13 protein-coding genes and 1 riboswitch are annotated in these 13035 nt (G+C 72.9%); of the genes, 6 read left to right on the top strand and 7 right to left on the bottom strand.

The features are described 5' to 3' along the window. Positions 1–107: 107 nt before the first annotated feature. Positions 108–2072 carry an anthranilate synthase family protein gene (locus ACFXPK_RS28645; RefSeq protein ID WP_385079977.1) on the bottom strand — a complete coding sequence of 655 codons (1965 nt, stop codon included), beginning with the start codon at positions 2070–2072 and terminating at the stop codon, positions 108–110. A gap of 277 nt (positions 2073–2349) precedes the next feature. Between ACFXPK_RS28645 and ACFXPK_RS28640 the strand changes: the two genes are divergently transcribed. Continuing rightward, on the top strand, positions 2350–3702 hold the full coding sequence (locus tag ACFXPK_RS28640; protein WP_384992068.1) for a class II 3-deoxy-7-phosphoheptulonate synthase: 1353 nt from the start codon (positions 2350–2352) through the stop codon (positions 3700–3702). Positions 3703–3853: 151 nt separating this feature from the next. Then, entirely contained in the window at positions 3854–4135 is a 282-nt protein-coding gene (locus ACFXPK_RS28635) for a bacterioferritin-associated ferredoxin (RefSeq protein ID WP_384992065.1), read from the top strand. 101 nt (positions 4136–4236) lie between these two features. Here ACFXPK_RS28635 and bfr read toward each other — a convergent pair whose 3' ends face one another. Then, a complete protein-coding gene (gene bfr / locus ACFXPK_RS28630) occupies positions 4237–4716 on the bottom strand; it encodes a bacterioferritin (protein WP_382888602.1) in 480 nt (159 codons plus the stop codon). 156 nt (positions 4717–4872) lie between these two features. Between bfr and ACFXPK_RS28625 the strand changes: the two genes are divergently transcribed. Beyond that, complete coding sequence (locus tag ACFXPK_RS28625; protein WP_384992063.1) at positions 4873–5505, top strand: sulfite oxidase-like oxidoreductase; 633 nt, start codon at positions 4873–4875, stop codon at positions 5503–5505. A gap of 27 nt (positions 5506–5532) precedes the next feature. Here the strand turns inward: ACFXPK_RS28625 and ACFXPK_RS28620 are convergent, their stop codons facing one another. The 5 genes from ACFXPK_RS28620 to thiO all read right to left on the bottom strand — a co-directional run bounded on the left by ACFXPK_RS28620 (position 5533) and on the right by thiO (position 10755). Beyond that, positions 5533–6387: a deoxyribonuclease IV gene (locus ACFXPK_RS28620; protein WP_385079974.1), complete on the bottom strand. Its 855-nt coding sequence runs from the start codon at positions 6385–6387 to the stop codon at positions 5533–5535. Between the two features lie 5 nt (positions 6388–6392). Then, a complete protein-coding gene (gene pknB, locus ACFXPK_RS28615; RefSeq protein WP_384992058.1) occupies positions 6393–8336 on the bottom strand; it encodes a Stk1 family PASTA domain-containing Ser/Thr kinase in 1944 nt (647 codons plus the stop codon). A 150-nt stretch (positions 8337–8486) separates the two neighbouring features. Continuing rightward, positions 8487–9281: a thiazole synthase gene (locus ACFXPK_RS28610; RefSeq protein ID WP_385079973.1), complete on the bottom strand. Its 795-nt coding sequence runs from the start codon at positions 9279–9281 to the stop codon at positions 8487–8489. Positions 9282–9286: 5 nt separating this feature from the next. After that, positions 9287–9487 (bottom strand): sulfur carrier protein ThiS, encoded by a 201-nt coding sequence (gene thiS, locus ACFXPK_RS28605; protein ID WP_384992078.1) that lies wholly within the window; start codon positions 9485–9487, stop codon positions 9287–9289. A gap of 11 nt (positions 9488–9498) precedes the next feature. Beyond that, the gene (thiO, locus tag ACFXPK_RS28600; protein WP_385079971.1) at positions 9499–10755 is read right to left on the bottom strand and encodes a glycine oxidase ThiO; all 1257 of its coding nucleotides are present in this window, start codon (positions 10753–10755) and stop codon (positions 9499–9501) included. After that, positions 10753–10866: riboswitch (TPP riboswitch) on the bottom strand. Its footprint overlaps the gene before it by 3 nt. A 50-nt stretch (positions 10867–10916) precedes the next feature. Between thiO and ACFXPK_RS28595 the strand changes: the two genes are divergently transcribed. The 3 genes from ACFXPK_RS28595 (at position 10917) to ACFXPK_RS28585 (ending at position 12999) form a co-directional block, all read left to right on the top strand. Continuing rightward, entirely contained in the window at positions 10917–11276 is a 360-nt protein-coding gene (locus ACFXPK_RS28595) for a hypothetical protein (protein WP_385079969.1), read from the top strand. A gap of 9 nt (positions 11277–11285) precedes the next feature. Beyond that, positions 11286–12524 carry an NAD(P)/FAD-dependent oxidoreductase gene (locus tag ACFXPK_RS28590; protein WP_384992048.1) on the top strand — a complete coding sequence of 413 codons (1239 nt, stop codon included), beginning with the start codon at positions 11286–11288 and terminating at the stop codon, positions 12522–12524. 109 nt (positions 12525–12633) lie between these two features. Next, entirely contained in the window at positions 12634–12999 is a 366-nt protein-coding gene (locus ACFXPK_RS28585) for an Rv2175c family DNA-binding protein (protein WP_385079967.1), read from the top strand. Positions 13000–13035 lie beyond the last annotated feature (36 nt).

The raw sequence follows: 13035 nt of genomic DNA, 5'->3' as shown, positions 1-13035 counted from the left end.
TACGAGGACGGGCTCGGCTGGCCGAGGGGGGGGGGGGCGGCCCGCCGCCCCCCCGCGCCCCCCGGGCGGCCGGGCCCCCGCGAACCCGGCCGCCCGCCGTACCGCCGTCACCGTCGCCGTACCGCCGCCGCGTCCGTCGCCACCCCCGCGAGCAGCTCCGCCACGATCCCCGGGCCGTCCAGCGTCAGCACCGACTCCGGGTGGAACTGCACCGAGGCGAACCCCGCTCCCCGCAGCGCGTGCACCTCCCCGCTCCGCGCCTCCCGGCTCACCTCGACGCCCCGCGCGGCCAGCCGCGCCGCCGCCGCGTCGTCGCACCGCGCCGTGAAGCTGTTGTAGAAGCCCACCGTCTCCTCCCGGCCGAACAGCTCGATCCGGGTCTGGAGCCCCTGGTACGGCGCCCGCTTCCGTACGGTCTCCAGCCCCAGCTCCGCCGCCAGCAGCTCATGCCCCAGACAGACCCCCAGCACCCCGTGGCGCCGGCCGCCGGGCGCGGCCAGCAGCTCCGCCGCCAGCCCGCGCAGCGACCGCATCCGGGGATCCGCCGTGTCCGCCGGGTCCCCGGGGCCGGGGCCCAGCACCACCGGCCCCACCCCGTCCGCGTGCCGCAGCACCGCCCTGCGCAGCCCGGCCTCGTCGTGGCGGCGTACGGTCACGGCCAGCCCCGAGGCGCGCAGGAGATGCGCCAGCATCGCCGTGAAGGTGTCCTCGCCGTCGACGATCAGCGCGTGCCCCGACTCCGCCGCAGCGCCCTCCCGCATCCGCAGCCAGAACGGCGCGAGATCCGCGCGCCGCGCGTCCAGCGCCGCCCGTACCCGCGGATCGTCGGCGAGCCGGGGCCGGACCGACTCCGCGCGCGGGCGCCCCGGACGCACCCCCAGCGCCGCCAGCACCCCCGCCGCCTTGGCGTGCGTCTCGGCCACCTCGCTCTCCGGCCGGGAGTGGCGTACGAGCGTGGCCCCGACCGGTACCCGCAGCGCCCCATCGGCGTCGATGTCGGCGGTACGGATCAGGATCGGGGAGTCGAGGGTCCTGGCCCCGCCGGCGTCCCGGCCGAGGAGCGCCAGCGCGCCCGCGTAGTAGCCGCGCCCGCCCTCCTCGTGGCGCTCGATGACCCGGCAGGCGTTCCGCACCGGTGAGCCGGTGACCGTCGCCGCGAACATCGTCTCCCGCAGCACCTCGCGCACATCGAGCGACGAGCGCCCGCGCAGCTCGTACTCGGTGTGCGCGAGATGCGCCATCTCCTTGAGCCGGGGCCCGACCACCACCCCGCCCCGGTCCCCGACCGTGCACATCATCTTCAGCTCCTCGTCCACGACCATCGAGAGCTCGTCGGTCTCCTTGCGGTCGCCCAGGAACTCCAGCAGAGCCTCGGGACGGGGACCCCCGGGCGGATAGCGGAAGGTCCCGCTGATCGGGTTCATCACGACGGTCCCGCCGCTCATCCGGACGTGCGCCTCGGGGCTGGCCCCCACGAGCGTGCGCGCGCCCGTGTGCACCACGAACGTCCAGTACGCCCCCTGCTCGCCGACGAGCAGCCGCCGGAAGAGCGCGAGGGCGTCGGCGCGGCCGAAGCCGGGGATCCGGCCCCCGAAGGTGCGCCGGATGACGAAGTTCGCGCCCTCGCCCCGGCCGATCTCCTCGTCGACGACCCGCCGCACGATCTCCGCGTACCGCTCGTCGTCGACGTCGAAGGCGCCGCCCTCGACCCGTACCGCGTGCGCGGGCAGCCGGTCGAGCACCGTGCCGAGGGGCAGCTCGTACGTCTCGTCCGCGACCAGCACGGCCAGCGGCGTCCCGTCGTCCCGTACGTCGAAACCGCGCTCCCTGATCTGCCGGAACGGCACCAGGGCCAGCGCGGTGCGGTCACCCGCGGGGAGATCGGCGAGCCGGTCCGCCTCGTGCACGGGGCCGATCAGCACCTCGACGGTGTCGTGGTCCCGGCCGGGGGTGCGGCGGCGCAGCAGCGCGAAGGGCGGGCAGCCGTCGTCCAGCAGCCGGCCGATCACATCGGCGGCGGACGGGCGGGTACGGGAACCGGGCGCGGCGCCGGTGCCGGTGTCGGTGTTCATCGGGGGTGTTCCTTCCGGGAGAGGAGGAACGGCCCGCTCCACCGGCCGGGAATCTGCCATCCGGACCTGGAGAACACTGAAGGCCGCCCCTCGGGCGGCCTTCTCGATTCGTGGTGCGCGCGTGAATCAGTGGACCGCCGGACGAGCGGGCCACCACCAGTTCTGATGCGATTGCGCGAGCATGAGGCGCACATTAGCGCATGCGCGCGGGGAGCGGTCTGTTCCACACTGTGAGCGCCGCGCCGGCCGGCGCGACCGACCCCGTAATCTGGAGCGCGTGACAGTGAACGCTGAGAACTCCGCCGACCATGTGCCGTCCTGGCACGATCTTCCCGCTGCCCAGCAGCCGGAGTATCCGGACCAGGAAGCCCTGCGGGATGTCGTGGCCGAGCTGGAGAGCTATCCTCCGCTGGTCTTCGCGGGCGAGTGCGACCAGCTGCGCGCCCGGCTGGCGGCCGTCGCCAAGGGGGAGGCGTTCCTGCTCCAGGGCGGTGACTGCGCCGAGGCGTTCGACGCCGTCTCCGCGGATCACATCAGGAACAAGCTGAAGACCCTCCTCCAGATGGGCGCGGTCCTCACGTACGCGGCGTCCGTGCCGGTGGTGAAGGTCGGCCGGATCGCCGGGCAGTACTCGAAGCCGCGCTCCAAGGGCACCGAGACCCGCGACGGCGTGACCCTGCCGACGTACCGGGGCGACTCGGTCAACGGCTTCGCCTTCGACGAGAAGTCCCGGATCCCCGACCCCGAGCGCCTGAAGCGGATGTACCACGCGTCCGCCGCGACGCTCAACCTGGTGCGCGCCTTCACCACCGGCGGCTACGCCGACCTGCGCCAGGTGCACGCCTGGAACCAGGACTTCGTGAAGTCGTCCCCGTCCGGCCAGCGTTACGAGCAGCTCGCCCGCGAGATCGACAACGCGCTGAACTTCATGAAGGCGGCGGGCACCGACCCGGCCGAGTTCCGCACCGTCGAGTTCTACTCCTCGCACGAGGCGCTGCTGCTGGCCTACGAGTCGGCGCTGACCCGGGTCGACTCCCGGACCGGCGGGCTCTACGACGTGTCGGGCCACATGGTGTGGATCGGTGAGCGCACCCGCCAGCTCGACGGCGCGCACATCGAGTTCGCCTCGAAGATCAAGAACCCGATCGGGATCAAGCTCGGCCCGACGACCACCGTCGACGAGGCGCTGACCTACATCGACCGCCTGGACCCGGACCGCGAGCCCGGCCGCCTGACGTTCATCGTGCGGATGGGCGCCGACAAGGTCAGGGACAAGCTCCCCGAGCTGGTCGAGAAGGTGACCGCCTCCGGTGCCACGGTGGCCTGGGTGACGGACCCGATGCACGGCAACACCTTCTCGGCGGCCTCGGGCCACAAGACCCGCCGCTTCGACGACGTGCTCGACGAGGTCAAGGGCTTCTTCGAGGTCCACAAGGCGCTCGGTACGCACCCGGGCGGCATCCACGTCGAGCTGACCGGTGACGATGTCACGGAGTGCGTGGGCGGCGGCGACGAGATCTTCGTCGACGATCTGCACCAGCGCTACGAGACGGCCTGCGACCCGCGGCTCAACCGCAGCCAGTCCCTGGACCTGGCCTTCCTGGTCGCGGAGATGTACCGGGACCAGTAGCGGGAACACGACACCGGTGGGGCGCGGACCGATGTGATCCGTGCCCCACCGGTGCGTTCCGGACTTTTCCGGATCGGGCGCGGCAGGTAAGGTTAGGTTGGCCTCACCGACGCATCGGGGTGGCTCCAGTCCGGAACGGCCCCGCCGGGAGGTGAACCGCGTGTACGTCTGCTCATGTTTCGGGATCACCGAGACGCAGGTGAGGGAACACGCGGCGGCCGGTGCGTGCACGCCCCGCGAGATCGCTTCGGCCAGCAAGGCCGGCACCGACTGCGGCTCGTGCGTACGGCGGATCCAGTCGCTTCTGGGGCGCGGAGGATGCCCCCGGCGTGAGCTGCTGGAGCAGGGCGCCCCGGCCCTCGGGGAGGCGGGCACCCCGGCGGTGGCGGCCGTCCCGTCCGCGGCCCCCGCGGTACTGCCCGAAGCGGCCTGACGCCGCGCCGTCGTCCGTCCGTCGCCCGTCCGTCCGGCGCCCGTCCGTCGTCCGCCCGTCGTCCGTCCGTCCGTTCCGGATGAGGGTCCTGGCAGTCGGTTCTAGCTGTCGGGCTGCTCGATGAGCTGGGCGATGTAGAGGGGTTCACCCAATTTCTCGATCAGCTCCAGCTGGGTGTCGAGATAGTCGATGTGGTGCTCCTCGTCCTCCAGGATCGATTCGAAGATGCCCTTGGACGTGTGGTCGCCCTTGGAGCGCATCACATCGATTCCGCGCTTGAGGCGGTCGATCGCCTCCACCTCGACCTGCCGGTCCGCCTGGAACATCTCGGTGACCGTCTGGCCGACCCGGACGTGGAAGAGGCGCTGGTAGTTCGGCAGCCCCTCCAGGAACAGCAGCCGGTCCGTGAGGAGTTCGGCGTGCTTCATCTCGTCGAACGACTCGGCCCTGGTGTACTTGGCGAGCTTCGTCCAGCCGAAGTTCTCCTGCATTTTCGAGTGGAGAAAGTACTGGTTGATCGCGGTCAGTTCGGCGGTCAACTGCTCATTGAGGAATTCAATGACCTCGGGGTCGCCCTGCATCGCGCAGTCTCCTTCCAAGCCGGTGACGGAGCAGAATGCGCGCATCCTCGCACCGTGATCAGGAGGCCGTCCAGTAAGTGCACGCTTAGTAGGAGTTGCCGGAATCGACGTGTACCTGGTCATCACCACCCCTCCCGGTCTGTCACCATGGAAGGCATGGGTCAGCCGGAGAGCCTGGAGCACCGGGAGCCGGAAGAGTCCGGGCTACCGCCCGGACAGCGGCTTCAGCGCGGCTGGCCGGTCACCCATTACGGCCCCGTACCGAAGTTCCGGCAGGAACGCTGGGAGTTCCGGGTCTTCGGCGCCACGGCCGACGGTGACAAACACTGCTGGAACCACGAGGAGTTCTCGGCGCTGCCCTTCTCCACGGTGGTCGCGGATCTGCACTGCGTCACAAAATTCAGCATGGTGGGGGCCGAATGGGGCGGGGTACCCGCCCGTACGATCGTGGAACTCGCACCGCCCGCGCCGAACGTCACGCATGTGATGGTCTGGGCCGAGTACGGTTTCAGCTCGAATCTCCGGCTCGCGGACTTCGTCTCCGACCGGACGATCTTCGCCACCCACAAGGACGGCGAATTGCTCACCGCCGAGCATGGATTTCCGGTGCGGCTCGTCGTCCCCCAGCTCTATGCCTGGAAGGGCCCCAAATGGGTCCGCGGGGTGGAATACATGACGGCCGACCGCCGCGGTTTCTGGGAGGAACGCGGCTACCACAATGTCGGCGACCCCTGGTCCGAGCAGCGTTACTCCTACCAGGAGGTTCCGGGCGACGGCCCGGAGCTGTGACGGAGCGCCGGTCCCGGGGCCCGTGGCTCAGGCGTCGCGCAGCTTCTTCAGCCGTGCCACGTCCGCCGCGTGCCCTTCCTTGCCGCCCGGCGTCTCGATCACCAGCGGTACGTCCGCGGTCGCCGGGTGCGAGAACAGTTCCCGGAACGGCTCCTCGCCGATATGGCCCGCGCCAATGTTCTCGTGCCGGTCCTTGTGGGCGCCCGCCACGTCCTTGGAGTCGTTGGCGTGGATCAGCCTGAGCCGACCCGCACCGACCGTGTCCACCAGCAGGTCCAGTGTCTGCCGCATCCCGTGCGGTCCGGTCAGATCGTGGCCCGCCGCGAAGATGTGGCAGGTGTCCAGGCAGATCCCCAGCTTCGGATGGGCGTCCAGCGCCTCGAAGTACGGGCCGAAGTCCCAGGTCCGCGAGCAGAGCGAGAAGCCCTGTCCCGCCGTCGACTCCAGCAGCAGGAACGGGTCGTCGTCATGGGTCAGCTCGTCCAGGAGCGGCAGCATCCGCTCCCGTACCTGCGCGAGCGCCACCTCGCGCGGCCGGCCGCCCGTCGCCGACCCGGTGTGCACGACCACGCCCCGCGCGCCGATCTCCCGCCCGCGCCGCAGACTGTGGCGCAGCGACTCCACCGACTTCTCGGCGGTGGCCTCCGTGTGCGAGCCGAAGTTGATCAGATACGGAGCGTGTACGTACACGGGCATCTCCGCCGCCTCGCACGCGGCACGGAACTGCTCGTCCTGCGCCGGATTCCCGGCGGGAGTCGCCCAGCCGCGCGGATTGGCCACGAAGACCTGGACGGTCTCCGCGCCCAGCTCGCGCGCGTACGCCAGACCGGTCGTGGCGAGCCCGCCGGCCACGGGGACATGGCCGCCCACAGGGTTGCGCATCCGCTCTAGAGTCCCTTGGTCTTGATGGTGATGAGGGAGCCCTCGGGCGCCTGCTCGCCGCCGGCGACGGACTGCTCGCCCACGGTGTCCCCCAGGAACGGGAAGCTCCGCTCGACCTCGACCTCGAAGCCCGCGCCCTCCAGCGCCCGCTTCGCGTCCTCGGTCTTCTGCCCGGTCACATCCGGTACGGAGACCATCCGCGGGCCCTTGGAGACCGTCAGCGTGACCGTGTCGCCCTCGGCGAGACGGGTCCCCTCCCGGGCGGACTGCCGGGCGACCGTGCCCTCGTCCTGCGGGGCGTTCACCCGCTCGGGGGCGATCTTCACCGTGAGCCCCGCGTCCTCCAGCTCGGAGGTGGCGTCGTCCACGGACTCGCCGGTCACATCGGGCATGTCGATCGGGGCGCCCTTGCTGACCACCAGCGCGACCCCCGAGTCGGGCCGTACGTCCGCGCCCGCGTCGGGCGTGGAGCTGACGACCGCGCCCCGCGCGACGTCCTCGTCGAACTTCCGCGTGACGAGCCCGGAGGCCAGTCCGGCCTTCTTCAGCGCGGACCGGGCCTCGGCCAGCGACTTGCCGGCCAGATCGGGGACCTGGACGATCTTCGGGCCCCGGGAGATGACCAGTGTGACGGGGCCGCTGCCCCGGACCCGCGAGCGGGGCTCCGGATCCGTCCCCATGACCGTGCCCCGGTCGAAGCTGTCGCTGAAGTCGCGGGTGACCTTGGCGTCGAGCCCTTCGGCGCCGAGCCGCTCGCGCGCCTCCTTCTCCGGCTGGCCGAGCAGCGAGGGCACCCGGGTGAACTGGCCGGAGTTGATGTACCAGACGCCCGTCCCCACGCCGAACACCAGCAGCACGGCGACGATCGCCGCGAGCACGCCCCGCGACGGCAGCCCGCGCCCCCGGCCCGCGCCGCCACGTGGCCGGCCGGGCGGCGGGAGCGCGTCCGCGGGCGACATCTCCAGCCTGCTCGTGTGGCGCACGGGCTCGTCGTCCGGCTCCTCGACCGGCCGGATCCGGGGGATCACCGCGGTCCGTCCGTCCGCGTCCGTGCCGTCCTCCGCCTCGGGCCTCGCCTGCGGCGGTACGGCGTCGAGCTGCGCGTCGGTGAGCGCGGCGCGGGCCGCCCGCACCAGCGCCAGCAGCGCGACCGCGTCGAGCGGCCGCTCCTCGGGGTCGCGCGCGGTGGCCGCGGCGACCAGCCGGTCCAGCTCCGGGGCGAGCCCGGGGACGGCGGCGGACGGGGCCGGGACGTCCTCGTTCAGATGGCGGTAGAGGACCTGCGCCGGGGTGTCCCCGGAGTGCGGCTTGGCGCCGGTCAGCATCTCGTGCAGGACGACCCCGCACGCGTACACGTCGACCCGGGTGTCGGACGTGCCGTCCTCGATCTGCTCCGGCGCCAGGTACGAGACCGTGCCCAGGACGGTGCCGGTGGTGTTGGTCACATCGCCTATGCCCCGGACGAGCCCGAAGTCGGCGACCTTGACCCGGCCGTCGTCCCCTATCAGCACGTTCTCCGGCTTCATGTCCCGGTGGACGAACCCGGCCCGGTGCGCCGCGCCGAGCGCGGCGAGCACCGGCTCCAGGATGTCCAGCGCGGCCCGCGGGCGCAGCGCCCCGCGCTGCCGTACGACATCGCGCAGGGTGCACCCCGCGACGTACTCCATCGCCAGGTAGACGTACGCGCCCTCCGCGCCCTGGTCGAAGACCGCGACCACGTTGGGGTGCGCCAGCCGGGCCACCGATTTGGCCTCGCGGATGAAACGCTCCACGAAGGAGACGTCCGCGGCGAGCGCCGGGTGCATCACCTTGAGCGCCAGGACCCGGTCGAGCCGGGTGTCCACGGCCCGGTAGACCGTGGCCATGCCGCCGACCGCGATCCGTGCGTCGACGCGGTAACGGCCGTCGAGCACCTGCCCGACGATGGGGTCCTGAAGGGTGGTATCCACGCAGGTGAGTCTACGAGTCACCGCTGACACCCCCGTAGCCCCGGGTCGGACCGCGCACAGGACTGAAGCCGAGCTGTGACAGGCCCCCGGGACGCCCGTGACCGCCGGTCGGCGGCGACGTTGCGGCGCGGCGGCGGCGGCCCGGCCCGGTCAGAAGGCGGGCCGTTCCGGATCGAGCGCCGCCACCCCGTCCAGCGGCGAGGACGCCTCGGCGAAGTGGCGCCGAGGGATCCGCCCCGCACGCCGCGCCAGCCGCCCCGCCACCACCGCGTGCCGCATCGCCTCGGCCATCAGCACCGGCTCCTGGGCCCGGGTGACCGCCGACGCCAGCATCACCGCCGCGCACCCCAGCTCCATCGCGAGCGCCGCGTCCGACGCGGTGCCCGCGCCCGCGTCCAGGATCACCGGGACCCGGGCGCGCTCCACGATGAGCTGGAAGTTGTGCGGATTGCGGATGCCGAGACCGGAGCCGATGGGCGAACCCAGCGGCATGATCGCGGCGCACCCCACGTCCTCCAGCTTCGCGGCGAGGACCGGGTCGTCGTTGGTGTACGGCAGCACCGTGAAACCGTCGTCCACCAGGGTCTCGGCGGCGTCCAGCAGCTCGACCGGGTCGGGCAGCAGGGTGCGCTCGTCCGCGACCACCTCCAGCTTGACCCACTCCGTGCCGAGCGCCTCACGGGCGAGCCTGGCCGTGAGGACGGCCTCGCCCGCGGTGAAACAGCCCGCCGTGTTCGGCAGCGCGCGGATGCCCAGCCTCTGGAGCACCGAGAGCACGGAGCCCTGCACGGTGGGGTCGAGGCGCCGCATCGCGACCGTGGTCAGTTCCGTCCCCGAGGCGATCAGCGAGCGTTCCAGGACATCGAGGCTGGGCGCACCGCCCGTCCCCATGATCAGCCGGGAGGCGAAGGTGGTGGAGCCGATGGTGAGAAGGTCGTCCGCCATGTCCGTCAGCCTCCCTGGACCGCGGTGAGGACCTCGACCCGGTCGCCGTCGCTGAGCGCGGTGCCGGACCAGCGGGTACGGGGGACCACCGTCTCGTTGACGGCGGCGGCCACCCCGGAGCGCGCCGCGGTGAGCGTCGCGACGACGGTGTCGAGGGTGATCCCGGCGGCGAACTCACGTGGCTCGCCGTTGACGGACACGTACATCACGGCGGTGTTCATACGGGCTGCTCCAGGGAGGCGGACGGGCGCGGGGGGCGGGACGCGGCGCCGGAGAAGCGCAGCGGGGTGAACGGCGCCGCCTCGGGCGGCAGATCACCGCCGGTCAGGACCGCCGCCAGCACGTCCCCGGTGACCGGCGTCAGCAGCACCCCGTTGCGGTGGTGGCCGGTGGCCAGCGACAGGCCCGGCAGCACGGTCGGCCCGAGCAGCGGCGCGTTGTCCGGTGAGCACGGGCGCAGACCCGCGCGGGTCTCGGTGAGCGGCAGTTCGGTGATGCCGGGCACCAGCGCGTGCGCGTCGCGCAGCAGCTCGTACACCCCGCCCGCCGTGACGGTGGTGTCCCAGCCCAGCTCCTCGCTGGTCGCGCCGACGACCAGCTCGCCGTTCTCGCGCGGCACGAGATAGACCTGGGAGCCGCGCACCACGGCCCGTACCGTCCGGGACAGGAAGGGCGCGTACGGGCCGGGCACCGCCAGGCGCAGCACCTGCCCCTTGACGGGCCGTACCGGCGGCACGGCCTCCGGGGGGACCCCCGCGAGCCCGCCGCTGAGGCTGCCGCCCGCCAGTACCACCCGGTCCGCGCCGAGCGAGGCGCCGTCGGCCAGCACCGCGCCGGCGGCCCGGTCCCGTACGACGGAGAGCCGCCGCACCCACGCGCGGTGGAAGACCACCCCGGCCCGTTCGCAGGCCGTGAGGAGCGCGGCGGCGAGCCGGCGGGGATCGATCTGGTGGTCGCCGTCGACCCGCAGCCCGCCGCGTACGCCCGGCGCCAGCATCGGCTCCAGGCGCCGGCACTCACGCCCCGTGAGCCACTGGGACGTCAGCCCCGAGCGCGTCTGGAGGGCGTGCAGCTCCCGGAGCTGGGCCCGGTCGTCGGCGTCCAGCGCCACGGCGAGGGTGCCGCACGCGCGGTAGCCGGTGTCCCGGCCGCTCGCCTCCTCCAGCTCCTCGACGAACGCGGGATAGCGCGCGGCGGAGGCGAGGTTGAGGCCGAGCAGGGTCTGCTCGCCGTGGTGGAGTTCGGTGACGGCGGCCAGCATGCCCGCCGCGACGCGCGCCGCGCCGCCGCCGGGTTCGGGGTCCGCGAGAGCGGTGCGCAGCCCGCGCTGCGCCGCCCGCCAGGCCGTGACCAGACCGATGATCCCGCCCCCGACGACGAGGACGTCGTACCCCTGGGAGGCGGACCCCCCGGGCGCTGCGGGGGACGGCTCTTCCCGGGGTGATGGTGGGGACGACTGCTGGGATGAGTGCATGGGCGTCCAGCCCCTCCCTTCGCCGGCATGACCCGGATCAGGTTCGTACGGTCGGAGGCCGCTCCAGCCTCCCTCTCAGCCCGGTGCGTCCGGACTCCCGCGAGGTAGTGTCGACGGCCAGCCTAACGCGCGGTGTGCCGCGCAGTAAGGGAGCGTCGCCCGTGGCCCGTTCACTGGACGGACTCGTCCTCGCGCCGGTCGCCGACCAGGCCCCCGGCCAGGTGGGCACCCGTACCCGCTTCGTCTACCACGAGGAGGACGGTCTGGTCTGGGCCGCCTATGAAGGCGGCGACGTGGTTCGCGGCCACCTCGTGGGGACGCGCGCCGGCGACCGGCTGGACTTCCGCTACGTGCAGGTGAAGCGCGACGGCACCACGGCGTCGGGCCACTGCCTCTCCACCGTCGTCGACCTCCCCGACGGCCGGGTCCGGCTGGAGGAGAGCTGGCGGTGGGAGTCCCAGGAGGGCAGCGGGACGAGCGTGGTGGAGGAGCTTCCCGCCGGCGCCCCCGCGCCGCTCTAAGGTGACCGGGTGAGCGAACAGCGGCAGGAACACGCACGGGACGGACGGCGGCGCGGGCCCGGGGTGGTCGTGGTCGGCGCGGGCATGGCGGGTGTACGGACCGCCGTGGCCCTGCGCGAGCAGGGGTACGAGGGCGGGATCACCCTGATCGGGGAGGAACCGCACCCGCCCTACGACCGGCCCCCGCTCTCCAAGGCCGTACTCCTCGGCCAGGCCGAGGGATCGGCCTTCGACGTCGACTTCGAAGCCCTCTCCGTCGACCTCGTGGTGGGCCGGAAGGCCACCGGGCTGCGCCCGTCCGCCCGGGAGGTCGACACCACCGCCGGTCCCCTCCCGTACGACGTGCTGGTCGTCGCCACCGGCGCCGAGGCCACCGTCCTGCCCGGCACGCGGGACGTGCCCGGCGTCCATCCGCTGCGTACGCTCGACGACGCCGTACGGCTGCGGCCCGTACTGGAACGGCGGCAGCGGGTGGTGGTCGTGGGCGCCGGGTGGATCGGCGCGGAGTTCACCACCGCCGCCCGGGAGGCCGGCTGCGCCGTGACGGTCGTGGAGGCGGCCGACCGGCCGCTGGCGGGCGCTCTACCGGCCGAGGTGGCCGCCCCCATGACCGGCTGGTACGCGGAGAGCGGCGCCACGCTGCTGACGGACGCGCGGGTGGCCGGCGTCGAACCGGGCACCGTCGTCCTGGCCGACGGCCGCCGCCTCCCCGCCGACGCGGTGGTCGTGGGCATCGGCGCACGGCCCGCGACGGCCTGGCTCACCGGCTCGGGCATCGCGCTGGGCGCGGACGGCTCGATCACCGCGGACGAGCGGCTGCGCACTTCGCTGCCCGACGTCCACGCGGTCGGTGACTGCGCCTCCTTCCCGTCGGCGCGCTACGGCGAACGGCTGCTCGTCCACCACTGGGACAACGCGCTCCAGGGTCCGCTGACCGTGGCCGCCCAGGTCGTCGGGGAGACCGAGCGGGTCTACGACCCCGTGCCGTACTTCTGGTCGGAGCAGTTCGGCCGGTTCGTCCAGTACGCGGGCCACCACGGGACGGCCGACACGCTGGTACGGCGCGGCGACCCCGCGGGGGCGGCCTGGTCGGTGGTCTGGCTGCGCGACGGCGTCCTGGTGGCCCTGCTGGCCGTCGGGAGACCCCGCGACCTGGCCCAGGGGCGCAAGCTGATCGAGACGGGCACCCGGCTCGATCCGGTGCTGTCGGCCGATCCGGCGGTACCGCTGCGCAAGGCGGCGCTCTGAGGTTTTCCCGGCTCGGGGACCGGTCCGCGCACCGTTTCGGACCGGTTTTCGCCCCCGTCCGGGGTGGCTCGGGGTGCCCAGTGTCAGTCCGGGATGGCACGCTTGTCCTGTGACCGAGATTGACGCAAAGATCGATGCTCTCGTCCCCGCCTGGCTTCACCTGCCCGATATCGCCGAAATGTTCGATGTCGAGGTGACGCGCGTGCGGCAGTTGGTGAAGGAAGGGCAGCTCATCGCGGTGCGCCGGGGTGAGAACAGGGCGCTCCAGGTGCCCGCCGCCTTCATCGACGGCAACAAGGTCGTCAAGGGCCTCGCCGGGACCCTGACGCTCCTGAGGGACGACCACTTCACCGACGAAGAGATGCTTGAGTGGCTCTTCACCCCCGACCCGAGCCTGCCCGGCACCCCCGCGCAGGCGCTCAGTGAGAACCGCGGTACGGAGGTGAAGCGCCGCGCCCAGGCGCTCGCCGTCTGACGGACCGGTCCCCGGGGGGGGGGGGGGGGGGGGCGC

The sequence above is a fragment of the Streptomyces sp. NPDC059142 genome (assembly GCF_042755665.1).
In the GTDB taxonomy this organism is placed as follows: domain Bacteria; phylum Actinomycetota; class Actinomycetes; order Streptomycetales; family Streptomycetaceae; genus Streptomyces.
This window is presented reverse-complemented; position numbering and strand designations above follow the sequence as displayed.

Excerpts from the sequence above, each read along its gene's own strand:
- ACFXPK_RS28625 (WP_384992063.1), top strand. The coding sequence starts at position 4,873 with ATGGGTCAGCCGGAGAGCCTGGAGCACCGGGAGCCGGAAGAGTCCGGG.
- thiO (WP_385079971.1), bottom strand. The coding sequence starts at position 10,755 with ATGCACTCATCCCAGCAGTCGTCCCCACCATCACCCCGGGAAGAGCCG.
- ACFXPK_RS28610 (WP_385079973.1), bottom strand. The coding sequence starts at position 9,281 with ATGGCGGACGACCTTCTCACCATCGGCTCCACCACCTTCGCCTCCCGG.
- thiS (WP_384992078.1), bottom strand. The coding sequence starts at position 9,487 with ATGTACGTGTCCGTCAACGGCGAGCCACGTGAGTTCGCCGCCGGGATC.
- bfr (WP_382888602.1), bottom strand. The coding sequence starts at position 4,716 with ATGCAGGGCGACCCCGAGGTCATTGAATTCCTCAATGAGCAGTTGACC.
- ACFXPK_RS28620 (WP_385079974.1), bottom strand. The coding sequence starts at position 6,387 with ATGCGCAACCCTGTGGGCGGCCATGTCCCCGTGGCCGGCGGGCTCGCC.
- ACFXPK_RS28645 (WP_385079977.1), bottom strand. The coding sequence starts at position 2,072 with ATGAACACCGACACCGGCACCGGCGCCGCGCCCGGTTCCCGTACCCGC.